This is a genomic window from Geothrix fuzhouensis (genome assembly GCF_024609325.1).
GTDB classification, from domain to species: Bacteria; Acidobacteriota; Holophagae; order Holophagales; family Holophagaceae; genus Geothrix; species Geothrix fuzhouensis.
Genome location: NZ_JANHMQ010000001.1, coordinates 510,207 through 535,175 on the forward strand (window position 1 = coordinate 510,207; position 24,969 = coordinate 535,175).

26 protein-coding genes and 1 tRNA gene are annotated in these 24,969 nt (G+C 65.0%); 8 read left to right on the forward strand and 19 right to left on the reverse strand.

Going from position 1 to position 24,969, the window contains the following annotated elements:
• Window positions 1–80: 80 nt before the first annotated feature.
• From NOV74_RS02345 to NOV74_RS02355, 3 genes are read left to right on the forward strand one after another with little or no spacing between them, the layout of a single operon-like run.
• Window positions 81–479, forward strand: coding sequence for an acyl-CoA thioesterase (locus NOV74_RS02345; protein ID WP_257308912.1), 399 nt, complete (start codon window positions 81–83; stop codon window positions 477–479).
• 18 nt (window positions 480–497) lie between these two features.
• On the forward strand, window positions 498–1,376 hold the full coding sequence (locus NOV74_RS02350) for a radical SAM protein (protein ID WP_257308913.1): 879 nt from the start codon (window positions 498–500) through the stop codon (window positions 1,374–1,376).
• Window positions 1,376–2,611: a CapA family protein gene (locus NOV74_RS02355; protein WP_257308914.1), complete on the forward strand. Its 1,236-nt coding sequence runs from the start codon at window positions 1,376–1,378 to the stop codon at window positions 2,609–2,611. The genes NOV74_RS02350 and NOV74_RS02355 overlap by 1 nt, the downstream gene beginning before the upstream one ends.
• Here NOV74_RS02355 and NOV74_RS02360 read toward each other — a convergent pair.
• From NOV74_RS02360 to NOV74_RS02380, 5 genes are all read right to left on the reverse strand, one after another.
• Entirely contained in the window at window positions 2,608–3,165 is a 558-nt protein-coding gene (locus tag NOV74_RS02360; RefSeq protein ID WP_257308916.1) for an HD domain-containing protein, read from the reverse strand. The genes NOV74_RS02355 and NOV74_RS02360 overlap by 4 nt on opposite strands.
• A gap of 8 nt (window positions 3,166–3,173) precedes the next feature.
• Window positions 3,174–4,004, reverse strand: coding sequence for a tRNA pseudouridine synthase A (locus tag NOV74_RS02365; RefSeq protein WP_257308917.1), 831 nt, complete (start codon window positions 4,002–4,004; stop codon window positions 3,174–3,176).
• A gap of 1 nt (window position 4,005) precedes the next feature.
• Window positions 4,006–4,404 carry a response regulator gene (locus NOV74_RS02370; protein ID WP_257308918.1) on the reverse strand — a complete coding sequence of 133 codons (399 nt, stop codon included), beginning with the start codon at window positions 4,402–4,404 and terminating at the stop codon, window positions 4,006–4,008.
• 30 nt (window positions 4,405–4,434) lie between these two features.
• Window positions 4,435–5,286, reverse strand: a complete 852-nt coding sequence (locus NOV74_RS02375) for a PHP domain-containing protein (RefSeq protein ID WP_257308920.1) — start codon at window positions 5,284–5,286, stop codon at window positions 4,435–4,437.
• Window positions 5,287–5,511: 225 nt separating this feature from the next.
• Entirely contained in the window at window positions 5,512–7,035 is a 1,524-nt protein-coding gene (locus NOV74_RS02380) for a cellulose synthase family protein (RefSeq protein ID WP_257310551.1), read from the reverse strand.
• A gap of 129 nt (window positions 7,036–7,164) precedes the next feature.
• On the opposite strand from NOV74_RS02380, the gene NOV74_RS02385 reads away from it, so the two are divergent.
• The 5 genes from NOV74_RS02385 (at window position 7,165) to NOV74_RS02405 (ending at window position 11,622) form a co-directional block, all read left to right on the forward strand.
• Complete coding sequence (locus NOV74_RS02385) at window positions 7,165–9,066, forward strand: serine/threonine-protein kinase (RefSeq protein WP_257308922.1); 1,902 nt, start codon at window positions 7,165–7,167, stop codon at window positions 9,064–9,066.
• A 70-nt stretch (window positions 9,067–9,136) separates the two neighbouring features.
• Complete coding sequence (locus NOV74_RS02390) at window positions 9,137–9,634, forward strand: TspO/MBR family protein (protein ID WP_257308924.1); 498 nt, start codon at window positions 9,137–9,139, stop codon at window positions 9,632–9,634.
• A 464-nt stretch (window positions 9,635–10,098) separates the two neighbouring features.
• Complete coding sequence (locus NOV74_RS02395) at window positions 10,099–10,371, forward strand: hypothetical protein (RefSeq protein ID WP_257308925.1); 273 nt, start codon at window positions 10,099–10,101, stop codon at window positions 10,369–10,371.
• 126 nt (window positions 10,372–10,497) lie between these two features.
• Window positions 10,498–10,905 carry a hypothetical protein gene (locus NOV74_RS02400; RefSeq protein ID WP_257308928.1) on the forward strand — a complete coding sequence of 136 codons (408 nt, stop codon included), beginning with the start codon at window positions 10,498–10,500 and terminating at the stop codon, window positions 10,903–10,905.
• Window positions 10,906–11,100: 195 nt separating this feature from the next.
• Window positions 11,101–11,622: a hypothetical protein gene (locus NOV74_RS02405; protein WP_257308929.1), complete on the forward strand. Its 522-nt coding sequence runs from the start codon at window positions 11,101–11,103 to the stop codon at window positions 11,620–11,622.
• Window positions 11,623–11,867: 245 nt separating this feature from the next.
• Here the strand turns inward: NOV74_RS02405 and NOV74_RS02410 are convergent.
• From NOV74_RS02410 to NOV74_RS02475, 14 genes are all read right to left on the reverse strand, one after another.
• Window positions 11,868–11,942: transfer RNA gene (locus tag NOV74_RS02410), tRNA-Gln, on the reverse strand.
• An 82-nt stretch (window positions 11,943–12,024) separates the two neighbouring features.
• Window positions 12,025–12,384, reverse strand: a complete 360-nt coding sequence (locus NOV74_RS02415) for a SpoVG family protein (protein ID WP_257308930.1) — start codon at window positions 12,382–12,384, stop codon at window positions 12,025–12,027.
• Between the two features lie 57 nt (window positions 12,385–12,441).
• On the reverse strand, window positions 12,442–13,044 hold the full coding sequence (locus NOV74_RS02420) for a purine nucleoside phosphorylase YfiH/LACC1 family protein (RefSeq protein ID WP_257308932.1): 603 nt from the start codon (window positions 13,042–13,044) through the stop codon (window positions 12,442–12,444).
• Between the two features lie 83 nt (window positions 13,045–13,127).
• The gene (locus NOV74_RS02425) at window positions 13,128–13,964 is read right to left on the reverse strand and encodes a serine hydrolase (protein WP_257308934.1); all 837 of its coding nucleotides are present in this window, start codon (window positions 13,962–13,964) and stop codon (window positions 13,128–13,130) included.
• A gap of 81 nt (window positions 13,965–14,045) precedes the next feature.
• The gene (locus tag NOV74_RS02430) at window positions 14,046–14,948 is read right to left on the reverse strand and encodes a UbiA family prenyltransferase (RefSeq protein WP_257308936.1); all 903 of its coding nucleotides are present in this window, start codon (window positions 14,946–14,948) and stop codon (window positions 14,046–14,048) included.
• On the reverse strand, window positions 14,945–15,733 hold the full coding sequence (locus NOV74_RS02435; RefSeq protein ID WP_257308937.1) for a DUF116 domain-containing protein: 789 nt from the start codon (window positions 15,731–15,733) through the stop codon (window positions 14,945–14,947). Before NOV74_RS02435 ends, NOV74_RS02430 begins: the two co-directional genes overlap by 4 nt.
• 299 nt (window positions 15,734–16,032) lie before the next feature.
• On the reverse strand, window positions 16,033–17,499 hold the full coding sequence (locus NOV74_RS02440; RefSeq protein ID WP_257308939.1) for an MlaD family protein: 1,467 nt from the start codon (window positions 17,497–17,499) through the stop codon (window positions 16,033–16,035).
• Window positions 17,496–18,287 (reverse strand): ABC transporter ATP-binding protein, encoded by a 792-nt coding sequence (locus tag NOV74_RS02445; protein WP_257308941.1) that lies wholly within the window; start codon window positions 18,285–18,287, stop codon window positions 17,496–17,498. Before NOV74_RS02445 ends, NOV74_RS02440 begins: the two co-directional genes overlap by 4 nt.
• Before the next feature lie 4 nt (window positions 18,288–18,291).
• Window positions 18,292–19,068, reverse strand: a complete 777-nt coding sequence (locus NOV74_RS02450; protein ID WP_257308942.1) for an MlaE family ABC transporter permease — start codon at window positions 19,066–19,068, stop codon at window positions 18,292–18,294.
• A 21-nt stretch (window positions 19,069–19,089) separates the two neighbouring features.
• Window positions 19,090–20,487 carry a bifunctional UDP-N-acetylglucosamine diphosphorylase/glucosamine-1-phosphate N-acetyltransferase GlmU gene (gene glmU, locus NOV74_RS02455; protein ID WP_257308944.1) on the reverse strand — a complete coding sequence of 466 codons (1,398 nt, stop codon included), beginning with the start codon at window positions 20,485–20,487 and terminating at the stop codon, window positions 19,090–19,092.
• 19 nt (window positions 20,488–20,506) lie between these two features.
• A complete protein-coding gene (locus tag NOV74_RS02460; RefSeq protein ID WP_257308946.1) occupies window positions 20,507–22,501 on the reverse strand; it encodes a hypothetical protein in 1,995 nt (664 codons plus the stop codon).
• A 25-nt stretch (window positions 22,502–22,526) separates the two neighbouring features.
• Window positions 22,527–23,231, reverse strand: coding sequence for an aminotransferase class IV (locus tag NOV74_RS02465; protein WP_257308948.1), 705 nt, complete (start codon window positions 23,229–23,231; stop codon window positions 22,527–22,529).
• Window positions 23,228–24,430, reverse strand: coding sequence for a PdxA family dehydrogenase (locus NOV74_RS02470; RefSeq protein WP_257308950.1), 1,203 nt, complete (start codon window positions 24,428–24,430; stop codon window positions 23,228–23,230). The genes NOV74_RS02465 and NOV74_RS02470 overlap by 4 nt, the downstream gene beginning before the upstream one ends.
• Before the next feature lie 21 nt (window positions 24,431–24,451).
• Window positions 24,452–24,934, reverse strand: a complete 483-nt coding sequence (locus NOV74_RS02475) for an LSm family protein (RefSeq protein ID WP_257308952.1) — start codon at window positions 24,932–24,934, stop codon at window positions 24,452–24,454.
• Between the last annotated feature and the right edge of the window lie 35 nt (window positions 24,935–24,969).

Genomic DNA, 24,969 nt, shown 5'->3' on the forward strand with positions numbered 1-24,969 from the left:
AGACACCAGGACCTGCTTTTTCTTTTCTTGGTGTCTTGGTGTCTTGGTGGTTAATTTTCATTATGTTGATTTCACGGGAAATGGTTCTGGATCAGGACATCGGCCTCAACGCCACGCTGTTCGGCGGCGACATGATGGCCCGCATGGACAAGGTGGCGGGGATCGCGGCCTCGCTCATGTCCCGGAACCGCCGGTTCCTCACGCTCAAGGTCTCGGAGCTGGTCTTCCACAGCCCCGTGCGGGCCGGGGAGATCATCGAATTCTTCGTGGCCATCACCCGGCAAGGACGCACCAGCATGACCCTCCAGATCGAGGTGCAGGTCTACGAACCAATCTCCGACGCCCGGCGGGCCGTCACCAGCGGCGAATTTGTCATGGTGGCCGTGGACGAAGCCCAGCATCCCGAACCGATCCTGTGGAAGCCGGAGGCGGTCCAGGCGGCGACGGAAGCCCACCGGGCCCGGGCCGACCAGGCTTGAAGCGCGTATTCTGATGGCATGACGGATCTCATCAAGGCCCATCTGGATCACCGCCGCGTCTGGCGGGATTTCGACTACTGCTATCCCGTGATTTCACGTCGCAGCCGGGGGGTGAGCCTGGGCGTGAACTTGAACCCCGACAAGGTCTGCAACTTCGATTGCGTCTATTGCGAGGTGGACCGCCAAACGCCCGCGAAGCGGAAGGATCTGGACCTCGACTTGCTGGACAAGGAACTGGGCCTTCTGTTGGATCTGGCCACCAGTGGCGAGATCTATGCGATCCCGCCCTTCGATTCCGCCCGGCCCGGCCAGCGGCGTCTCAATGACATCGCCTTCAGCGGAGACGGCGAACCCACCACGGCCCGCGAGTTCGCGGAAGTCGTGGCGAGGGTCGCCGTCCTCAAGAAACAGCGCGGCCTCGACCTGGTGAAGCTCGTGCTCATCACCGATTCCAGCCGCCTCCAGGCACCGGAGGTGGTGAAGGGCCTGGAAACGCTCATGGCGAACCAGGGCGAGATCTGGGCCAAGCTGGATGCGGGAACTGAGGCCTACTACCGCGAGATCTGCCGCAGCCAGATTCCCTTCCAGCGAATCCTCGACAACCTGCTGGCCACCGCCCGACGCTGGCCCATCCTCATCCAGACCCTCTTCCTCAGCTGGAAGGGACAGGGGCCTTCCGTTGATGAGGTAGAGGCCTACTGCGGACGCCTGGAGACCATCCTGGCCCAGGGTGGGCGCCTGCAGGCCCTCCAGCTCTATACCGTGGCGCGTCCCACGCCGGAACCCGAAGCGCGTCCGCTCTCCCGCCAGGAGATGGACAGCCTCGCGGTGCAGGTCGGTGCCCGGCTGCCAGAGGTGCCCGTGGAGGTTTACTACGGGCCGGAGGTCTGGGGCTGATGCGCCAGGGGATCGGAAGTGCCGCAACGGGGGCGGCTGCACTGGCCGTGGTGCTGGCCTGGTCGTCGGCCTGCCGGCCCCGCCGCGTGCCACCCTCACCACCGCCTCCGCCGCGCCTGCGTCTCGTGGCGGTAGGGGACATCCTCATGCACCAGGATGTGAAGGCTTCGGCGGAGCACGCCTCGCAAGGCTTTCCGGCCCTGTGGGCGGACCTCGTGCCACTCTTCCAGGGCGCCGACCTGGCCTTCGGCAATCTGGAGACACCGGTCGCGCCCACCACGGGCCGGCCCGGCGTGCCCTTCCAGTTCAATGCGCCGGCCGCCCTTCCGGCCGCCTTGCGGGCCAGCGGGTTCACAGTGCTGTCCACGGCCAACAACCATGCCTTCGACCAGGGTGTGAAGGGCGTGCGGGAGACGCTCGACCGCCTGCACGCCGAGCATCTGGTGGCTGTGGGCAGCGGCGAGGATCAGCCCCGGGCGGAAGCGCTCCAGATTGTGGAGCGGCAGGGCCTCAAGGTCGCTTTCTTGGGCTTCACGGATCTCTTCAACCTGAACCTCAACCGGAAGGCCACGGAACCCTGGGTGCGGCCCCTGGATCTGGAACCGGCGCTGGCCGCCGTGCGGGAGGCCCGGCCCCGCGCGGACTTGGTGGTGGTGAGTGTCCATTGGGGCAACGAGTACCAGCGTCAGCCCACCCGGCGCCAGCGGGACATCGCGAAGCAGCTGGTGGCTGCGGGCTGCGACCTGCTGTTGGGCCACCATCCCCATGTCCTCCAGCCCGCGGAGATCGTGGAGGCGGGCGGGCGGAAGGCCCTGGTGGCCTATTCCCTGGGCAATTTCATCAGCAACCAGGACCGCATGTACCGCGCCGACCTCTTCCCGGTGGCAGGCGGCGACAGCCGCGACGGCGCGGCACTCCAGGCCGTGTTCGAACAACGCAAGGAAGCTGACGGGCGGACGCACCTGGCCCTGGCGGAGGCCTCCTTCGAGCCTCTGTGGACCGAGAACAACTGGGGGAAGCCCGCTTCGAAGCGAGAGATCCGGGTCATCCGCGTGGCTGCCGCCGAGGCTCGCGTGCGGGCGGAGGTGGAAGCCTTGTCGGTCCCGCAGGAAGGGCCGGAAGCGCCGACCCGCCGGGCGGCGCTCCTCGAAAAACAGGAGTATCTCCGGACCCTCATCCTGCGGCGGCAACGCATTGCGGAGACCCTGGGCCAGGCTTTCGTCACCGAGCCCTAAGTCAGCCCGAGTTCTCCACGGTACTGGTGCAACACGGCGATGATGCGCGCAAGGTGCTCGTCCTCGGTGCCGCCTACGGCTTCCATGAGCATGCGGAAGCCCTCGGCCACCTCGAAGCGGTCCACGCCAGCGGCGAAGGCCTTGTCCTTGAGCTTCTTCTTCACGCTCTTCGGTTCGAGGCCCTCGGTGCGGGAGGGACGCACCAGGGCGCAAGCCATGACGAAGCCCGTGATCTCATCCGAAGCCAGCAGGGCCTTGTCCAGCAGGTGGTCGTAAGGCACATTCCAATGGGTGTAGTGGGCGCTGATGGCGTAGGCCAGGTCCGGCTCACCGCGCTCACGGAGCCAGGCCACGATGCGCTTGGGGTGCTCCTCAGGCCAGCTGTCATAGTCCGCATCGTGCAGCAGACCCGCCAGGCCGAAGCGCTCCACATCCTCTCCCAGCTTCTCGGCCAGATCACGCAGCACCAACTCCACGGCCCGGGCGTGGGTCCGCAGCTTCTCGGAGGGCGTCCACTGGCAGAGCAGGGTCCAGGCTTCGGCGCGAGTGAGCATCGGCTTCCTCAGGGGATGATGATGGTGGGCCGCGGAGGTCCGGGTTCGGGATCGCCGGGATACCGGACGGCCTCCAGGAACAGGCCCGATGCGGGGGCGGCCTTGGCGGCCCAGTACAGGTTGGCGGCCTCGGTAGGGGCGTGGAGGTCCTCCAGCACCCGGAGTGGCTCTTCTTCGCCCAGGGCGCAGGCCACGGCGGCCCCCACCATGCGCCGGACCTGGCGGCGGAAGAAGTGCGAGGCCCGCACCCGCAGCAGCACCATGGATCCTGCTTCGACGACCTCGCAGCGGAGGATCCGGCTTAGACCATCCTCTTCGGCGTCCAGGTCGGCGAAGGAGCCCAGATCCTGGTCACCTTCGAAGGCCATCCAGGCTTTCTGCAGCCGATTGAGGTCCAGGCTGCGCTTCACCCACCAGATCCAGGGCTTGCCGAAGGCGCTCCGCCGATGGCTGATCTGGTAGAGGTAGGTGCGGTCGACCGCGTCAAATCGGGCATGGAAACGGGGCGCGCAGGTGCGCACGTCGCGGATGGCGATGTCCTGGGGCAGGGTGGCGTCGAAGATCCGACGCAGTTCGCCAGCGCGGGGGGCGCCCTTGGCCTCCAGGTGCAGGTGGGCGACCTGCCCGAGGGCATGCACGCCGGCATCCGTGCGGCCGGCGCCACCGAGGTAGATGAGCCGCAGGCCGGCCTCGTGGATGAGGTGCTCCAGGCTGCCCGCCACCGTGCGGACGCCCTCGCGGGACTGCTTCGGCCCTTGTTTCTGCCAGCCCTGGAAGCGGCTGCCGTCGTACTCCAACAGCAGGCGGAACGCGGCGTAGGGTAGGGGTTTCGCAGCCACCTCAGTCTCCCGTGACGGACTTCACCGCCTCGATCAGTGCCGCCGGATCGTGGATCGGTTTGGCGATGTAGCCTTCGGCGCCGGTCAGTTCCAGGTACTTCTCCCGGTCTCCGAACATGGCGTGGGCAGTGGCGAGAAGTACGGGAATGCGGCGGGTGGTCTCGTCCTGTTTAAGCAGCTTGGTGATGAAGATTCCATCCACCTTCTGGCCCTGATAGCTCGATCGGGACAGGCTCACGTCCATGATGATGGCCTTCAGGTCGGCTTCGCGCGCGAGGCGGAGAATTTCACTAACTTCCTCCGAAACCAGTACTTCGTACCCACCTTTCTTCACCAGAACGGTCTGGATGAACTTCACATTGATGGGGTCATCCTCCACCAGAAGAATTCGGTCTGTCATAGCGGCCTCGGTATTTCCAGCCTATCGCAATCAGCGGTAAGTGCCGCCCTTTTGCTGTCTTTCCAGGGCATCCAGGAGGTCGTCGGGAACCTTGAGGCCACCCCGTCCGGCACCCAAGCGCAGGCCGGGCTTGTTGGCACCGTGGTAGTCGCTGCCGCCGGTGACCACCATGCCGAGGCTCGCGCCCAAGGCCACGAAGTACTTCTGCTCCGCCGCCCGATATTCGCCGTAGTAGGCCTCCAGGCCCTCCATCCCCTCCCGCTGGAGATCTCGCATGGCCTCGTCCCAACGGAAAGCCCCTCCCGCGAAGCGGCCTGGATGAGCCACCACGGGCACGCCGCCGGCCTCGCGAATCCAGCGAGTGGCTTCCACAGGGCTCAGCTCCTCCCGGGGCACGAAGCCAGGGCAGTCGTCCCCGATGAGCCGCTCGAAGGCCTCGGGCGCCCGGCGCACGAACCCGCGGGCCGCGAGTGCCTTGGCGAAGTGGACGCGGGAGATCAGCGGGGTTTCAGCCTGGGCCTGCACGTCCTCGTAGGTGACAGGGCAGCCGAGTTCCCCCAGGCGCGTGATCATGCGAAGGTTTCGGTCGTCCCGACGCTGACGCAGCTCGTCGAGACGGGTCTGGAACCGCACATCCGTCGGATCGACCAGTAGACCCAGTACATGCAGAGAGCGGCCCAGGAAACGGCAGCTCAGCTCGGTGCCCACCAGCAGGCGCACCTTCACCTGTGGCTGCATGGCCAGGAATTCCGGGATGCCGCCCAGGGTGTCGTGGTCGGTGAGGCAGAGGGCCGTCAGCTTGGCCTCCTCTGCGAGCAGGGCCAAGCGCTCCGGCGTATCCGTGCCGTCTGAGTGGAGGGTGTGGCAGTGGAGATCGATCACAATCCGACCGTAGCAGAGCGAAGGGAGGATTGGACGGAATGCCCGGAAGGGGCATTGCCGCCCGCAGGGCGAGGGCCGGAGGCCCGAGTCACGATGCCTCTCCAGAGACCTGCTTGTTGGCCTTCTAGAGCACGATCAGCAGAACGGCAACCCCGAGAATAATTCGGGGGCTATGAGGCAGTCCAGATCCACGGCGGGCCAGGGGCCCTTGCTCGGAGTTTGTCGTTACTGGACGAAGTTCGAGGCGCTCTGAGCGTCGTCGGCGGGCTCTTCCATGGCCAAGCGGCGGAACAGCTTCATGTCGGCCAGCGACAGGATGCTCATGTAGGCGAAGCCGCTGAAGAAGAGCCAGAGGAAGGGGACCGAGGCCCACTTGCGGATGTAGATGGCCACGAAGAGGGCGGCGAAGTAGTAGACCGCGAAGCCCAGCTCCAGGAACGTCAGCAGGCTCTTGGGCACCTTGTAGGCGCGCTTGGAACAGGCCTTGCCATTGGCATCCATGCCGAGTTTCGGCGTGCGTTTGAATTCCTTGTCGTCGGTGAAGAACCCTTCCAGCACGGCCTTGGCCTGATTCAAGGCGAGGCCGATGCCCAGGCCCATGAGGCCAGGGATGTACTTCAGGCGCTTCTGCCAGCCGGTGTTATCGGTCAGTTCCTTCTGGGAGAGCCCAAAGTAGAGGCCCACGCTCACCGCGTTCAGCAGGAAGAACGGCCCGTCCGTAAGCAGCAGGACGTGCACGGGCGTGCCAGCCCGGAAGATCATGGCGGGCACCATGATCACAGCGAGCACCACCATCAGCATGTAGTTGCAGTTGGCCGTAAGGTGGAACCAGCACTCCACCTTGGTGTGCAGGCTCTCGTTGGACATCCAGATGGTCTTCATGAGCTTGCGGATGACCTGGGCGTTGCCCTTGGCCCAGCGGTGCTGCTGGCTCTTGAAGGCATTGACTTCCACGGGCAGCTCGGCGGGAACGACGAGATCCTTGAGGTAGACGCCCGTCCAGCCCTTGAGCTGGGCGCGATAGGACAAGTCGGCATCCTCGGTGATGGTGTCGTGTTCCCAGCCACCGGCATCGGCGATGGCGGATACGCGCCACATGCCGGCGGTGCCGCTGAAGTTGAAGAAAGCCTTGGACCGGTGACGGGCCGTGTGTTCGAAGACGAAGTGGCCGTCGAGCAGGATGGCCTGCACCTGGGTCAGCAGGGAGAATTCGCGGTTCAGGTGGGCCCAGCAGCCTTGGACGAAGGCCACTTTCTCGTCAGCGAAGTGGGGCACGGCCTTGCGGAGGAAGTCCTCGGTGGGCAGGAAGTCTGCATCGAACATGGCCACCAGCTCACCCTTGGCGACCTTCAGGCCCTCGGCCAGCGCGCCGGCCTTGAAGCCCGTGCGGTCCGTGCGGTGCAAGTATTGGATATCGAAGCCAAGGGCCTGGTAGCGACTCACCACGGCGCTGGCCACCTTGACGGTCTCATCCGTGGAGTCGTCCAGCACCTGGATCTCAAGCTTCTCCTTGGGCCAGTCCATCTTCACAACGTGGTCCATGAGGCGCTCGATGACGTTCATCTCGTTGAACACCGCCAGCTGTACCGTGACCACCGGCAGGTAGTTCGCATCGCCCATGGGCTGGGGCACATCATTCTTATGGCGGTAGTAGAGCAGGAGCATCCAGAGGCGGTGCGCCCCGTAGACACTCAGGATGGTGAGCAGCGTGAAGTAGGTGCCGAGCACGATGGTCTTGACGACTTCCATCACGGAATAAGCCTCCCAGGTCCCGGGGTCGGCGGGACTATCGTTATTGTGCCACGGGGAGCGCGTAAAAACCACGAAGAATATGACAATCTACCGCTCCATCTCCGGTGCCTCCGGTAGGATGCTGACATGGCTGAACTCGACAACTTGAACCTCCCCAAGACCATCGGCCGTTATCAGGTCCTCCGCCTTCTGGGGTCCGGTGCAATGGGCAGTGTCGTCCTCGCCGAGGATCCCCGGATCAAGCGCAAGGTGGCCATCAAGCTCATGAAGCTGGATGCGGTGAAGACTGAAACGGACAAGCACGAGCACCTGCTGCGCTTCCAGCGGGAGGCCGAGGTCTCCGGCCTGCTGAACCACCCGGGCATCGTGGCCATCTACGATGTGGGCGAGGAAGAGGGCTACGGCCCCTTCCTCGCCATGGAATTCGTGCCCGGCAAGCCCCTGGATGGTCTGATGAAGGAAGGGGGGACGTTGCCCAGCAGGGAGAAGCTGCGCATCGCCGCAGGCCTGGCTGAGGCGCTGGACCACGCCCACGCCAAGGGCATCGTCCACCGGGACGTGAAACCCGGCAACGCCATGGTGGGCGAGGACGGCCGCACCAAGCTCATGGACTTCGGCATCGCCAAACTGGAGGACGCCAACCTCACCCAGACCGGCACCTTCCTTGGCACACCCAGCTACGCCAGCCCTGAGCAGATCCGCGAAGGCAAGGTGGACAGCCGCTCGGACATCTTCAGCTTCGGCGTGCTGGTATTTGAGTTGATGAGCGGCCAGTCACCGTTTCCAGGGTCTTCGATCAACACCATCCTCTACCGCATCGTCAACGAACCCCCGGTCGAGGTGCAGCCGCCAGTGCTCGGGATCCTTCCCGATGGCTGGCGCCGGGTCTTCGACAAGGTGCTATCCAAGCGCCCCGAGGACCGCTACGCGACCTGCACGGCCTTCGTGCGCGACCTGCTGGACACCGTGCTGGATATCACCAAGGAGGACCGCCGCGAGCTCCTGGGTCTCCTGAAGGTCACTGGTGACTCGCCCATTCCCGAGATCCGTTCCACCGCTTTCGACGAGACCATGGTGGTGGCCCGTCCCGAGCCCCGCGGGACCGGTCGGATCTGGCTCGCTGCGGCCGCCGTGGCGCTCCTGGCGGTGGGCGGCTGGTTCCTGTCCCACGGCACCAAGGCCGCTCGCCTCCAGATCGAGTCCCAGCCCGCGGGTGCCAAAGTCTTCGTGAACGACCTGGCCGTGGGCACCACCCCCATGAACCAATCCCTGCAGGCGGGGGACACCCTGCGGCTGGAACTCAAGGGGTTTCGGCCTCTGGCTTACGCCTTCAAACCCGGCGAAGCCCCACCGGCCTTCGCCTTGGAGCCCGTCGTCACCGAAGAACTGATCGATTCCGTGCCCGCGGGCGCCACTGTGGTGCTGGATGAGAAGGCACAGGAGGGCGTCACCCCCCTCAAGGTGCTCTGGAACCAGGGCCAAGCCCATCGGCTTACGCTCACCAAGGAGAATCTGGGCTACGCCTCGGACTTCGCGTCCGGCGAGATCCCGGGCGGGCGGGCCTTCGAATTGAAGGAGTCCTCAACCGCGGAATCGCGGCAGGAACCGCCACTGGATCCCAACGCCCCCGGCAACCTAAAGCTGGCCGGTGGGTTCGGCGTTCGCGTGAAAGTGGACGGCAAGGACATGGGCGATCTGACCCCTGGGGCCAAGCTGGCGCTGCCCCCCGGCACCCACAAAGTGGACATGGCGAGTGCGAAGCACTACTTCAAGGACAGCCGCAGCCTGAGCGTAATCGCGGGCCAGACCGCGCCCCTGAACCTGCCTGCCCTCGCCACCCTCACCGTCGAGACCTTCCCCGGCACTGGCAAAGTCCTCGTGGACGGTCAGGACACCGGCATCGAAAGCGACGGAAGCAGCGTCAAAGTCGCCGAAGGCCGCCACACCATCACCGTCCGAGGCCCCAAAGGCAGCAAGAACGAGACTGTGGAGCTTCACGGGGACAAGGGATTGCGGTTTCCGCTGTGAGACAGATTGCGATCTATCCGTCTTTGAAATGATTCATCCACCCGTAGCCAGGCGTTCCCTCGGAAGTCCAATGGCTCTCACCACCATGTCAAAGCAAATTCTCGGCCTCTTCGGGTGGCTGTGTATTTGCTTTGCCGCTGCAGCACTTGGGGCTTTTGCCTCTGTACAGGCGGGGACGTTCTATCAGGCGCTCGTTCGCCCTGATTGGGCCCCACCTGGATGGCTCTTTGGGCCTGTGTGGACGGTCCTCTACGTCCTCATGGCCATTTCAGCCTGGCTTGTATGGAGAGAGGGGGGTTTCCGAAAGGCGGGCTCTGCCCTCTCTCTGTTCCTTTTCCAGCTATCCGTGAATGCCTTGTGGACCTGGCTGTTCTTTGTTTGGCATCAAGGCGGTCTTGCCTTTGCTGAAATCCTCTTGCTGTGGTTGTTAATCCTTGGCACCGCAAGGGTGTTCTGGCGCCGCAGTCGTGTTGCAGGCGCCTTACTTCTTCCTTATTTAGCTTGGGTAGCTTTCGCCGCCGTTCTCACCTGGGCCATCTGGAAAGGCAATCCCCATATCCTCGTCTAACCCCCGATAAAATCGACCCCGCCTGCGTTGTCTTCCGCTCTTGTATGTTTCCTCCATCCGGCGCCCTTTCGATCATCAGACTGATCTGACGGCCGGAAGAAGGTCCGCGTTTCAAACGGGGGGATGGAGCCGATTCCGTTCATGGCGCTGAAATAACCGCCGAGAGAGGTTCAGCCCATCCCCCTTCCCGTGGCACGCCGGAGGACCGGTGACAACCTTGGTTGACTTGCCGCATTTGCAAGAGTGGTCGTGGCGCCCACGTTTGGAAACATAGGCTTTCCCGGACGAAATGGGAGGCCCCATGCAGAAGCAATACCCGCCTCACGCCTTGTTCTGGGCTGGGATCGACCTGGCCAAGGCGACCCTCTCAGCTTCTCGCTACCTCAGCTCCGGTTGTCGCCTTGGTGAAGGCGGGGCCGAACAGCTCGATATTCTTAGGCAACCTTCAGAGGATCGAGGTGCCCATGCAGCCGACCAGCAACTCCCAGCCAAACTATCAAGTCGAATTCAAGACCACCCATGCGAGTCGGCCGGGTTTTCGCATCAACGAGCTGCGGATTTCCCCAAGCCAGTGCGTACGATGGCACTATCACAACCACATTCAAGACACGTTTCCGCCACTCCGGCCGCACCTTATTACCAACCCAGGGCAGGGTTCGGCGACCTTCCTGAACCTTCAGGGAATCGGTGCATACGATTTAATCCCCTGCCTTGAAACCGACACTCCCGATGAGTAGGTATCTGGCTCGCCGAACCCTGCACTCACCCGGACTCCGGTTGCATTGTCTTCAGCGCCTTCTCGTTCTCTGGATGGCTCGATGAAGGAGGGGCCGTTCAGCTGTATTCGTTAGGGACCCTTCGAGATGAAACCAATCCTGATACCTGCGCTTTTCTGCTCATTGCTGTTTTCAGCCCAATCAGGCCAGGACTTGAGGAAGTCGAGACTGATCGGTGTCATCAGAGTTGGGGAGGTCTTTCAGGATTGTGCTCATGTCAGAAGGGCTGGTCGTCTTGCCGAAACGCCCATGGGGTTCATCATTTCCCCGGATGTTGCCTTCCAACGTGCGCTTGATAAGGTCAAGTTCAGGTGTCCGAGCGAGTTCGGGAACCTGATCTTTGCAGATGATGATTACTACTACATCACGGTGGGCCCGGTTGACAGCTTCCATGAGACAGCAAAGCGGGACATCACGCCCGCAGCGCTCAGAGCGTCCACCATCCGGGTCCATGGATTGACCGGCAAAGTGTTTCCGCCAAACAGCTCGAACTAAACCAGCGCGGCTCCCCTCGGATCCAAGGGCAGGGGGGCCGGTCGGATCCGCTACTGGGCTCGATTTGCCGATAGGTTTCTGAGCTGGGATGGTTGCAACCATTGGGACCTCAAAAACCACCGTTCGGCTGATTCCGTCGCCGGTGGGCGCCAGGTTCGTGTTTCATGGGTGATTCCCGCGAGGACACCGCCCTGTATGCCAGTCAGCTCCATTAATCTCCAGCGCCAAGTCGCACCGGCCTGCTCGGCCTCCTTGTCGGCGTGGACACGCCGCAGAGGCCCGGCCCAGCCCGTTCTCACGGCCGAGTTCCCCACGGATGTGGTCTGCCAAACCCTCCGATTTCACCGGCTGCCGGAGTTCTCGCGGATCGAGGACTTCGAGGATCACCTTGCGACCGTGTTGAACAGCGGCGTCTGTGTGTTTTTCGAGGGAGCGGAACCCCTGCTGCTGTCCGGGCGGCCGCTTGTCGGATCTTTGCGGGGTCTGCGCATTGAGCTCGGACCCGAAGGTCGTGCTCCATCGCGCTTCCATGTCCTGGGCCCCGGAGTCGACGCCTCTTTTGCCACAACCGACGGCGCTTTCCTGGCCGGCGAAGCCAACCGACGGCGGATCGACCTGATCCGTTACTGGTACCACAACGCCAAGCCCTATCTCCTGAGGGTTTGGAACGCCACGCACACACCGGTTCGCTCAGCCGGTCCGATCGATGCCGCCTAAACAGAAGACCCGACTGGCTTCGCACCGCACTCTCAGCGGACTGTCCCTCCATGCGACTGCTGTTCCGTGGTTTCCGATTGGGCCTTTCGTTCGCTTTCCAATGAGACCAAGCTCCTTCCGGCGGCCTCGGTAGGAGCACAAGTGGAGGTCCGGGAGTGTGCGCGAAGCGCGACCCCTCCCGACAGCCCTGATTCGAATCCCTCGCGCACTCCCCAACCAAAACGGCCGCCTTGCGGCGGCCGTTTTGGTTGGGGAGGAAGGATTCGAACCCTCGGTACGCAGGATCAAAACCTGCTGCCTTACCACTTGGCTACTCCCCAGGCGGAAAGGCAAGCATAGCGCGGGTTCGCGTCCTGCCCAAGCCTGAGGTTCAGGCTCTGGACCCAGCTTCAGGGCACAGCCTCAAGGATTGGTCTTGGGGGTGAAGCCGAATTCCTCGACTCCCAGCAGGTCGGGACGCACCTGGGCGGCTTCGCCACGCTCGATGCGGCTGAGGGCGCGGTGGCCGGTGGCAGTTTCGTAGGCCAGCAGCACTTTCTCTTCGATCTGCTCGCGGAGGGGGTTGTTAAGCGGGTAGGCGATGTCCTTGAAGCTGCCATCACGTTTGCGGCGGCTGGGCATGGCAACGAAGTAGCCGTCCTCACCCTCCACCACCCGGAGGTCACCCACCAGGAAGCAGTCGTCGATGACCAGCGCCGCGAAGGCCCGCAGCTTGTCGTCGCCTTCCACCTTGGTGATGCGGATGTCGGTGATGTTGAGCATGGGTGACCCTCAGTCTTCAGCCTTCATCCTGAGTCTTCAAGGAGGCCGACTTCCAGGTTAGCCGATCTCGATCCAGCCCCACTGGCGGCCGGTGGTTTCGCCTCGGCGATAGGAATAGAGCAGGTCAGAGCGGCACATGGTGCAAAGGGCCACGCTGCCCTCGTGGACTGGCGTCAGGCCCAGATCGAGTGCCTGAGCCCGCAGGAAGCCGTGCAGGTCGAGATGGGCTCTCCCGGACGGTCCCTCGCTGCGGAGAGCCTCATGCCAGGCTGGATCCTGCCGGGCGGCGGCGATGACCTCCTCGCCCACCTCAAAGTGGCAGGCCAGGATGGCCGGACCGAACGCCCAGACCAGGTCCGCCGGCCTTCCGCCCAGCGACCGGTAACGTGCCGTGCCACGGCGCAGGATGCCGCGACCAGGCCCGGCAAAGGGGCTGTCATCGCCGTGCCCGGTGGCACCGCGCCAACCGGCGTGAAGGGCGGCCACCCAGGGGCGTCCATCGGCCAGCGGGCCGGCGAGGAGGATGGGCACGCAGTCGGCCACGCGCACACCGATGCGGACACCGGGGCGCGTGGTCCAGAGGCCATCGCCTTCCACCACCGCATCGGAGGCTTCCACCACGCCACAACCATGGACCTGGTTCAGGCGCCGAGCCGGCATGTCCTCCGGTAGATCCAGCCGCGTGGAAAAGCCCCAGCTCAGCGGGAAGGGGGGCCGCACCTCAGGGAAGAGCAAACGGGGCCTCAGCCCTTAGGCCCGACGCGGGCTTCCAGCCATTGCTTGATGCGGTTGGCATCGCCCAGCCGCGAGTACTTGCCCCATGAATCCAGCAGGATGATGAGCACGGGCCTATTGGCCAGCATGGCCTGCATGACCAGGCAGCGGCCGGCCTCCTCGATGTAACCGGTCTTGGAGAGGCCGATGTTCCACCGGGAGCTGCGCACCAGGGCATTGGTGTTGGGGAACTGGATGCTGCGGCGGCCCGCCTGGATGCTGGTTTCCGGCCGCGTGGTGAAGTCGCGGATCTCGGGATAGCGGTAGGCGGCTTCCATGATGCGGGCCAGGTCGTGGGCGGAAGCCACATTGCCGGCGGAAAGACCGGAAGGATCCTCGAACTTGGTCTCCTCCAACCCGAGTTCCTTGGCCTTGGCGTTCATGTTCTGGACAAAGGCATCCAGCCCACCCGGGAAGGTGCGGCCTAAGGCGTGGGCCGCACGGTTCTCCGAGGCCAGCAGGGCCAGCAGCAGCGCCTGCTCCCGGGGCAGGCGCGTGCCGACAGGGAGGCGGGACCTGCTATGGCGCAGCATGTCCTTGTCGTCATTGGTGATGGTGAGGATCTCCTGGGGATCCAGGCGGGCATCCAACAACACCATGGCCGTCATGAGCTTGGTGAGCGAGGCGATGGGCTGAACGGCTCCGGCCTGCTTCTCGATCAGGGTCTGGCCCGTGGCCTGGTCCAGCACCAGGGCCGAGGCGGACTTCAGCGAGAGCTTTGCCAGGGTGCGGGGGGCCGCTTGCAAGGCCGTGAGGGCCACGCAGCACAAAAATCCCACCCTACGGATGCCCCGGTTGAATCCCATGCCTGCTCCATGAAGATAACGATTGTTGTCACCCATTCCTAGTCTACCGGATCGGATGGTCGAGGCCTTCAATGAAATTGGTCAGGGCCAGAGCAGGGCCAAAAGGCTTAGATCCGTCACGGCCCAGGCACCCAGGCCCCAATACATGCCAGTCTCGTGCCGTCGGTCGGTCCAGGTGCGCCAGCCTGCCATCCAGGGAAGAAGGATGCCCAGCCAGCCCGCCAGGGAGAGGCCCAGGAACAGGGCGTTCCGGCCTCGGGCCAAGGCTGCGGCGCCGAACAGCAGATGGGCCGCCAGGGCAGCCGCCAGGGCCAGGGCCAGGCTCCGGCCCACCCCCAGGCGGATCACGAGGGTGCGGTCGCCCCGGCGGCTGTCCTCGGCCACCTGGTAGATCTGGGTCATGGGGTAGAGGGCGGCGAAGAGGAACGCGAACCCCCAGGACGCCATCAGGATGGATGTGCTGAAGGGCCGTCCCGTGAGGGCCCAGCCTGCCAGGGGCGTGAACAGCCCGAAGCCCAGGCAGTTGATGAGCAGATCCCAACCAGCCCGAGCCTTGAGGCGCACCGGCGGCACGGAATACAGGACGCTCATGACCACGCAGGCGAGGTTGAGCAGGGCGAAGGGCCTGGGCAGCAGGAAACCCAGGATGGCGGAGGCCACCAGCAGCACAGAAGAGAAGCCCAGCAGATACTTCGGTGGCTTGGGCGGCGCCTTCAGGTAGCCAATGTCCCCTTCATCCTTGTCAAAAGCACTGTTGATGGCGAGGGTTCCACCGTTGAGTAGGGCGACGAACACGAGCCAACCCAGCAGGGTGGGCTTGGCTCGCAGGGCCCAGCCCGTGGCCAGCAGGGTGCCAAGCAGAAAATGGGCCGTCATGATGGGCCATTCCAGGGGGCGCAGGTGGAGCAGATAAGCCAGGGCCCTGGGCCCGAGGAGACGCTGGAAGAAAGCCCGGATGGGGTAGTTCTGGGTTTCTCCGGTCACGCGATGCCTTCGTGCCGGAGGGCCTGGACCTCGCCGGAGGGCCTGCGGGGCTCCACCAGGTTCTCCATGGCGGCCAGCAGGTGCGGCACGCTGAAGTCCGTATCCACGCACATGCCGTGGGCCAGACTCAGGGGAATCACGTAGCAGGGGATCTCTGGCATCTTGGTGAGTCCCTTGAGCAGCCGGTCCGAGCAACTCACGGCCACCACCAGGTCGGGGCGGAATTCCCGGGCCTCGCGGTAGGCCTTGTGGCTGCGGTTGGTGATGCGGCCCTCCCAGCGGTTGGTCAGCACCAAGTTCATGTAGTCGCCTACGGGGCATAACCCGCAGTCATAACAGGCCTGGAGGTCGTCGAGAACGCCAGCCTTGCAGCGGGCCAGTTGAATGCAGTGGGGTAGCAGGATGAGAGCGCGCTTGGCCCGACGACCGTTGAAGGCCTCGCGGATGCGCTGATTGTTGTGGCCGCAGAAAGACGAGATCCAGGCATCCTCCAGGCCCAGCCAGCGGGCGAGGGGGCGAAAGGCGTGGGCCCAGATGCTGTCCTGCCGGCGAACCGCGGTCAGGTTGCGGAGAAAGGCCTCGCCCCGCAGGAGGCTGGGCCAGACGGCGGCCAGGGCGCCCACGCCACCCAGCAGCCACCAGCCGCGCCCGGCGGTGTGGAGGGCGGCACCCGCGAAGGCGAAGCTCGCCGCAGCCAGGGGTAGGCCGCGGCGGACCCACAGAAACAGCGCACCCCGCTCCTCTGGCAAGGAGCCGGGCTGGGGCAGGGCGCGGGGTCCCTTCACTTGCCGGCTCCGGCCAGGCCGATGATCTTCTTCTTCGCCTGTGGGGCAGGCAAAGGCCCCATGGGTGGGCGTACGGCCGCCACCAGGCAGGGCGGAGTCACTTGGAGGCCCCGGCCAAGCCGATGATCTTCTTCTTCGCCTGTGGGGCAGGCGAAGGCCGCATGGGTGGGCGTACGGCCGCCACCAGGCAGCGCGGCGTCACTTGGAGGCCCCGGCCAAGCCGATGATCTTCTTCTTCGCCTGCGGGGAAGGCGAAGGCCGCATGGGTGGGCGTACGGCCGCCACCAGGCAGCGCGGCGTCACTTGGAGGCCCCGGCCAAGCCGATGATCTTCTTCAGGTCGTCGTCCTTCCAGCGCAGGCCGCCACCGAAGAAGATGGTGCGGAGGTCCTTGTTGCCAATGTCCTGGACGCCGGCCTGGACATAGGCGCCCTTCCAGAACTGGTAGCTGCTCGTGAAGCGGTAACGCGGGTTCGGCTTGTCGTCACGCTTGGTGAAGTCATAGGCCAGCAGGCCGAAGCGCAGGCGGTCATTGTCCATGGTGCGCAATTCCACCCCACCACCGCCCTTGCCCTCGACGATGCCCGCGGAGAATACTGCGGCGCCAAGGCGTTTGGCGAACTGGGCCGATACCGTGAAGGCCCGATCCGTGGTGACGTACTGATTCCTCTCCAGCACGGTGACCGGTTGGCCGGTGACAGGATCGAGCTGGGTGACAGTGCGGGTGCTTTCGCTCAGCTTGCCATCCGGCGTGGAGGCGAAGCCCAGTGCGTACCAATAGTCAGGCCGGGGCGCAATCTCAAGGCCGAGACCCACGCGACTGTCCTTGCGCTTGTCCCACTGCGCCGCATCCATGTCGAGGCGGAAGTCCATCTTGTTGAAACCACCAAGCATGTTGTTTACGTTGTCCACGGCTTCGTTGATCTTCTTGACGGTGGTCTCGTCATTAAGCAGCTTGCCGATGGTGCCTTCGCCATTGTTGATGCGGGTGGTGAGCACCTTCAGGTTGTCCGCGGTGCCCTGGAAACTCTGGGCCAGCTTGCGGACATCGCTCATGACGCCCTTCAACTCGGGCCGGTTTTCGTCCAGCATCGCGTTGAGGTTCTTGCCCACGGTCTCGAACTGCTGGGCCAGCTTGGGCAGCTTGTCCCGCAGGTCGGCAGTGATAGCTTCCACGTTGGCCATGGTGTTGTTGATGGCGCCGTGGTTCTCCTGAGCCATCGATCGGAACTCGGCGGTCAGCAGGCGGATGTTGTCCACGATCTCATCGAGCTTCTGGCGCCCCTGCTCGCCCCCGATGGATTCGTTCAGAGCCTGCGTGATGCTCTTCACGTTCTTGCCGACGTCCGACATGGTTTCCATGAGGTTGTCGAGGCTGGCGCCGGCCTTGCTGGGCAGAGGCTGATCCATGGGGAAGGGGCCTTTGGCGCTGTGGCCAGGATTCAGATCGATGTATTTCTCGCCCAGGATGCCGATGGAGCCCAGGGACACGCTGGCGTCGCCATAGACTTCAACATCCTTGGAGAGTCCCAGCACCACGCGTGCCTTGCCGTTTTCCAGGGCGATGGTGCGCACGTCACCCACCTTCACGCCGGCGATGCGCACGGCACTCTGGAGGTTCAGACCCGCCACCTGGTCGAAGTAGGTGAACCGCTCGGATTGGTTCTTCTTCCCGCCGACCTCCAGCTTTTCGGTGCGGAGGATAAGTACGGCCATCAGGGCGACCGCCCCGGTGAAGAAGAAGCCGACTTTGGTTTCGAGCTTCATGGATGGGCCTCCTGGGTTCTGTGTTTGGGCGGCGGCGGGTCCTCAAGGAAGGGGCCCTCCGCATCCCCCCGCAGGAACTGCTGAATGACGGGATGGGGATTGACCTTGAATTCCGCGGGCGTCTCACAGGCGATGACCTCGCCGTGGAAGAGCAGGGCGATGCGATCGGCGATCTCGAAGGCAGACTTGAGGTCATGCGTGATGGTGATGGTGGTGACGCCCAGTTCCTGCTTGAGGTCCAGGATCACGCGGCCGATGACATCGGTCATGACAGGGTCGAGGCCGGTGGTGGGCTCGTCGAAGAGCAGGATCTTGGGCTTGAGGGCGATGGCCCGGGCGAAACCCACGCGGCGCTTCATGCCGCCGGACAGCTCGGCAGGCTTCAGCTTGTCAGTACCCTTCATACCCACCATCGAGAGGCATTCCTCGACTCGGGTCTGGACCTCCGCTTCGGTGATCTCGAGGTGTCGACGGAGCCCGAAGGCCACGTTCTCGAAGACGGTCATGGAATCAAAGAGGGCTGCCATCTGGAAGCACATGCCGATGCTCTGGCGGACCTCGAACAGCTCTTTCCGGTTCAGTTGGGCGATGATCTTGCCCTCGATGGCCACGTGCCCCGAGTCCGGCGTGAGCAGGCCCATGATGGTGCGGAGGAGCACGGTCTTGCCGGTGCCGGAGCCGCCCAAGACCACAAGGCTTTCGCCCTCCTGCACCTGGAGATTCACGTTGGACAGAACCACCTTCTGGCCGAAGGCTTTGGAGAGGCTGACGACATCGATCAGGGCCATGTCGTCACACCAACAACAGTTTCGTCAAGAAAAAGTCGGAAATGAGGATCCACAGGCTGCTGGTCACTACGCTGCTGGTTGGGGCATTGCCCACACCTTCGGCGCCACCACTGGTGCGGTAGCCCTTCCAACAACCCACGAGTGCGATGATCATCCCGAACACCAAGGCCTTGATGAGGGCGATGCGGACATCCCGGAAAGCCAGCAGCTTGTAGAATTCGCTGCTGTAGACAAAGGCGCTCTGGCCTTCCACACCCACCAGGATCAGGTAACCGCCCCAGAAGCCCACGTAGATGGAGGCCACGGTCAGGAGGGGGACCACCACGATGGCCGCCAAGAGGCGTGGCACGAAGAGGTAGTGAATGGGATCTGTGGCCAGACATTCGAGGGCGTCGATCTGCTCGGTCACCTGCATGGTGCCCAGCTCGGCGGCCATGGCTGAGCCGATGCGACCCGAGAGCATGAGCCCCGTGATCACGGGCCCCAGCTCACGAACGATGGCCAGGCCTTCGACCTGGGAGGCAAGCCCCTCGGCCTGGAACTGTCTGAAGCCGAAGGCCAGCTGCACCGCGAACACCATGCTCACCGCCAGGCTCGTCAGCACCACCACCGGGATGGAGTTGACTCCCACCGCCTGGAATTGGTTCATGAGGTTCTTGCCATCGAAAGGGCGCTTGAAGATGGCCGCGAAGGTGCGTCCCGCAAGTACCGCGAAATCACCCGCGAGTTCGATGGCCCCTAATACACGGGTGCCGATACTGTCGATGAGGGTCAGAACCATGGGGCCCCGGGGTGCAAAGAACTAGCTTAACCGAGTCTGGTTCTTCTGCCGGTTCCGCAGGCGGGAGGCGCCGCCTTCCCGCAGGGTCTGGGCGGTCCGGCTGAGGGCCAGGGCATCCGCCGGAACGTCCTGGGTGATCGTGCTGCCCGCCCCGATGAGGGCGCCGTCGCCGATGGTTACGGGAGCGACCAGTTGGGTGTCAGATCCCACAAAGACCTGGCGGCCGATGATCGTGCGGTGCTTGTTCACGCCATCATAGTTGCACGTGATGACCCCTGCTCCGATGTTGGTGCCTTCACCGATCTCCGTGTCGCCGAGATAGGCGAGGTGGTTGGCTTTGGCGCCTCGGAGGAGCCTGGCCTTCTTAGTCTCGACAAAGTTTCCGATGTGAACGCCTTCGCTCAGATCGGTGCCCTCGCGAAGTCGCGCGAAGGGGCCCACCTTGGCACTGGCACCCACCACGGCCTGCTCGATCACGCAGTAGGGGCGTACCTCTACGCCCTCGCCCAGGGTGGAATCCACGATGACCGTGCCCTGACCGATGCGGCAACCTTCACCGACTAGGACCGAGCCCTCCAGCCGCACGCCGGGTTCCAGGAGCACATCCCGAGCAAGGACCACCCGCGGACCGACCAGTGTGCTGTCGGGATGGAGGAAGCTCACGCCCTCGGCCATCCAGTGCCGCTGGATCCGCCGCTGGGCCGCGGCCTGAAGAGTGGCCTGATCGTGCCTGGAGTTCATGCCTGCCAGTTCCTCGGGGTCGCAGACTTCCACGGCCACGGGAAGCTCCCGGGCCACCGCGGCCACCGCGTCCGTGAGGTAGTACTCTTTCTGGGCGTTGTCGTTGGTGAGGCCCTGGAGGGCGCGGCGCAGCGCGGGCCAGGGCAGGGCATAAGCTCCGCCGTTCACGCGCTGGACCGTCAGTTGCTCGGGCGTGGCGTCCTTGGCCTCCACCAGACCCGCGAGGCGGCCATCGGGGTGTTGGATCACCCGGCCATAGGAGCCGGGTGTTTGCAGGTCCATGGCCAGGAGCAGGGCCTCCGCCGAGCAGAGCCGCACCACGGTGGCGGCGGAAGTGAGGGGCACATCACCGCAGAGAATGGCCACCTGCGTCGCGCCGAGCCGGTCCAGCTCAGGGATGCATACCTGAAGAGCATGGCCGGTGCCCAGGGGTTCGCCCTGGTCCACTGCGGTGACCGGGCAAGGCAGCAGCCCGGCCTTCTGCCAGGTTTCAAGAGCTGCCAGGACCAGGTTCTTGCCGTGATGGACCACGACCACGGCACCGCCGAGATCTGGAGGCAGGGCTCGAAGCGCCCAGAGCAGCGAAGGATCGCCCAGGATCGGGTGCAGGACCTTGGGAAGCCGGGATTTCATGCGAGTGCCAAGTCCCGCTGCAAGCATCACCGCCACCGTCGACATGCTGCCTCCAGTCTCCAGCCTACAACAGCTCTGCAGGGTCGCTCCGCCGGCTCCGCAGCAATGCCATGACGGACTGGGCAAAGGCCGCGGACTCGAAGGGCTTCTCCAGGAAACCGACCCGGCGCAGGCCGAGGGACTGGGGATCCATGGGCAGCGGTTGGCCCATGCCGATCACCAGGGTGGGAATCGGTTCCTTCTGGAAGGCGCGGAGAGCACGGTGGTGGCGCTCCAGTTTCGGTGTCCGTTCCAGCACCAGCACATCCGGCTGGGGCAACCCACGACTACCCCGCAGGAGTTGCGGCAGATCCTCGAAGGTTTCGCTTTGCCCACCCAGCCGCTGGACAAGATCGGCCAGGGCGCCTCGGGCCAGCGCATCCCGATCCACAATCCAGAGGCTCCGCCCGGACAGCAGCGGCCCTTCCTGCGAGCGCGCCGGGATGGCGGCGGGCAGATAGACCCTCGGCCGCACCCCCGCCAGGACATCCTGTTCAAGCTCCAGCAGGCCGCCGGCTTCCAACACGGATTGCCGCAGCCAGCCGAGGCCGAACAGCTCCCGGGTCCAGCCCCCAACCCCTCCCACCGTATCTGCGTGAAGCAGCCCAAAACCGTGTCCTCCCAGGTCTGCCGTCTCCAGGGTCAGCATTAAATCCTTCTGGCCCGTGCGTTCTCGGGCATGGAGCAGCAACTGGGTGGCGATGCGTTTCAGGGCCTCTGGTTCCACGGCCAGGGGCAGGGCCACCGCCTGAAGGTCCAGCCTGCGATCAGGCGGCAGTATCTTTCTAAGGCTGGGCAGCAGCGCTTCCAGAAGCGAGCGTCCCTCGACCGGTTCGCGATCGGGGGTACTTGGCGATAGCCGGGCGGTGGCCGCTCTCACCCGCTCTGCGGCCAGACGGAGCGGACCTGCGGGAGCCTCCGCCAACAATCGTTCCGAGGCCGTGACAAGGGCGAGCATAGCATTGGCGCCGAGCCGACGGCGTTCCTCGTCGCCGCCCGAACGGGGCGAAGCGCCGGCTTGCAGAGTCAGCGAGCCGGCGGCGGCATTGGCGATCCAAACCAAACCCATGCCGCGATCGAACGCCGAGGCCTCCAGGACGACCTCGCTGAACGTCCCATCCCGGCTGACCTGGGTGGCGGCTACCGAGGCGCTTCCGAATTGGAGGAGCTGGGTCCGGATGGCCTGCCAAGTGGGCAGGTCGCCGCCCTGGAACAGCGCCTCCATTGAGTAGCCTCGCAATTGATACCGGGGCAGGCCCACCAGCTGGCTGAAGGGGCCATTGGATTCGAGGACTCGGCCTTGGTCGTCCACCAACCACATGGGCTGCCGCGGATCGAGGCCCAGGGCGAGGCCCGGCAGCTCAGCCGGTTCCGCCTTCTCCAGCAGGGCCAAGGCCAAGCGGAGACCCTGGCCGCGTCCTTCCACCCAGGCGCCCTGTTCCCGCAGCCACTTCAGCTGCTGGAGGGCCACCAACCCCAGCAGCAGGCCCGCAAGGATGGCTGCTGGCCAGGACAGGTGGGGGGCGCCCCGTGGCAGGAGAAGTTGGGCGAGGGCACCCGCTCCCAACGTGGTGGCGCCAACAAGCGGCATTCGCAGCTCCAGCTGGCGTCCGTGGGCCCACCGGTAGGCCCAGTCCGAGAGGACCAGCCAGAGCAGGGCCTCGAGAGCCGCGCCGATCCAGAAGTGCAGCACCGCGTGCCAGGGCAGATGGAGGCGGACCAGCAGGAGGGCCAGGAAGAGGCTGGCACCGCCCACGCCCACAGCCAACCGGCGGACGCCCTGGACCCCCTCCCGCTGGGCTTGGAGGAAGATCGTGAACCCGAAGAGGGCCCCGCCGAGCTGGGCTGCGGGCAGAGGGAAACCGGTGAGATGGGCCCAGGGCAGGGCCAGCACGGCGAGGATCCCGCCCAGGAAGTAGCCGTAGGCCAGCCCCACACGGCCTTTGCGGCGGAAGAGCCAGAACCCCAGCCAGGGGGGGAGGGGCAGCAGCAGGGCCGAGATCAGGTCTGTGAACGCCATGGCGAGGGTGCTCCCGGAGAGGCTTTCACAGCAGGGTGGCGGGCCAGAGGCCGCGGAGGGCATTCAGACACCAGAGCTGCCCCTTGGCACAGTCGTCCAGAGCGAGGGGGGCGCAGCGCAGCGTCCAGCCCCGTTCCTCCGCCCAGGCTGGGAGGTCCAGCCGCTCCGCCACGCTAGCCACGCGGCCTTCGGCGGGAGGCAGGAGCAGCCATCCATCCCGCTCTACTGCCAGGGTGGCAATGGCACTCTCAGCGAGGGTGCCGTCCGGCCACAGCAGGAGCGCATCCTCTGCGCCACGGTGCCAGGCCTCCGAAAGAACCTGCGGTCGCCAGGGGCCGGATAGACCCTTGTGGCGGGCCAGCGGGTCCGGGCGCAGGTCGCCCATGGGGTGGGGCAAGGGTGCCAGACGGTAGGGTGTGGACACGTGCGGCAAGGGCTCCAGGCGGGCGTCCAGAAGCTTGAGATCCAGGTGGAGTTCCAGGCGCAAAGCTGCCTCCGGTGCCGCATGCCGCCTCAGCCAATGCCGCAGTTCCTCGGCGGCGTCGGCCAGCCAGGAGGGGGTGCGTCCCAATGCGCTGGCTCCGGCGTGGAGGCGATCCAGATGCGCTTCCAGATGCTGGGGCGCACCCTGGTGTACGGGGAGGGCGGTGCGCGGAATCGCACCAATCTGGGCATCCACGGCAGGCAGCGTCGCGCCTGGCCCGAAAGTAGCTCGGAGGGCGAGGCTCAAGGCTCGGCCACTTGGGCGGTCCAGGGTTCCTGGTGGGCCCGCCCGGCCAGCCGCACCGCGAGGGCGGCGGCTTCGAGGAAGTTCCGGGGTTCTGCGATCCATCTCCCGGCCTTGTCGAAGGCCGTGCCGTGGTCGGGGCTGGTGCGGATGAAAGGCAGGCCGAGGGTGAGGTTCACGGCGCGGTGGGGCTCCAGCAGCTTGATGGGGATGAGCCCCTGGTCGTGGTAGAGGGCCACCACCAGGTCGAACTCGCCCGAAACGGCACGGTGGAACAAGCTGTCCGAGGGCAGGGGACCGGAAAACTGCGGCCCTCGTGACCCTGTGGTGGCCCTGGAACCCGGAGCTACACCTGGGTGAAGGGTCCACCCAACCGGCACGGGATCCGACGGAAAGGGGGAGGGCACGGTCGAGTAAGGTCCGGCGGCCCCAGCTTCACGGAAGGCGGCTTCGGCCAGGTTGCGGGCCTCGGACAGCAACCGTTCTTCGCTGCCGAAAGCCCCCGCCTCGCCGGCGTGGGGGTTGAGGGCGCAGAGTGCCACCCGGAGATCCGGGATCCCTGTGAGTCGGATGAACTGGCTGGCGGAGAAGGCCAGGGTTTCGGCCACGGCTTCCGCATCCAGATCTTCAACCACAGAACGCAAGCTCTGATGGACCGTGTGCAGCACCACGGACAAGCGGGGGCTCACAAAGGCCATGCGGGTGAGCGGTGCTCCGGCCAGGGCCTGCAGGTACTCGGTGTGGCCCGGGATGGGATATCCGGCGAGATGCGCGGCGGATTTGGCCATGGGCAGCGTGGTGAGGGCGTCCACAGCGCCCGACATCGCAAGGCCCGCCGCCAGACGCACGGCCTCCACGGTGGCCCTGCCCGAGGCGGCGGAGCCACGCCCAAGGGCCAACCGATCCGCGTGGATCTCAGGCGTGGGATCCAGCCAAAGGGCGATGGCGGATCGGCCGGGGCCTTCCACATCGAGGCCGCAGGCCGTCCCCAGGAAGCCCTCTGGCGCAGGGGCTGGGGCATCTGTCCAGCGCCAGGCCGAGCGTCTTCCCTCAGTGCTCTTGAGAAGATCCACCCCGGCCCGCGCTCCAACTATCGTCACGTCGGCCCAAGACCGCAGCGTTGGGAGCGACCGCAGCAGCAGCTCGGGGCCGATGCCGCAGGGGTCTCCCAGGGTTATGGCGATACGCGGTGGGCGACTCATGGTGATCCCGGGGGGGCGCTCTCAATCGTAGGCGGCGATCTCCACTTCCGTCGTCAGCGGCTCTTCCTTCTTGGCCGGGCGGCTGCGGCGGATCCGGGGCTCCTCCTCCTGCTTGTAGATATATTTGATGTTGTGTTTCGGAACGAGGACGTTGGGTTCTTTCACCCGATTGATTTTCAGACAGTGCTTGTCATACCACTCGATGACACCGCGCACCTTCTCATCGTCCTGGAGCACGATCACCATCGGCGTCTTGGACTGCATCTGCTTGAGATAGTAGAAGCTCTCTGCGTTTGTCTGTTCAGGCGGTGCGATCTTGCGCCGGGGGCTCCCCAGCCCCTGTGGCGCCGTGGCCGCCGAAGGATTGGCGGCCGGGTTCGGCTCTCCACCCGCCGTCAGGGCGGAAGGGGCTGGCGTCAGCACCTCCCCACCACTTCCCTTGGCGGGGATGCCCAGCTTGTCCTTGAGTTCAGTGAGATTCGGTCGGATGAGCTTGCGATTCATGGCAGATCCTGGCCCGGTGGGCAGCACGGGGGATG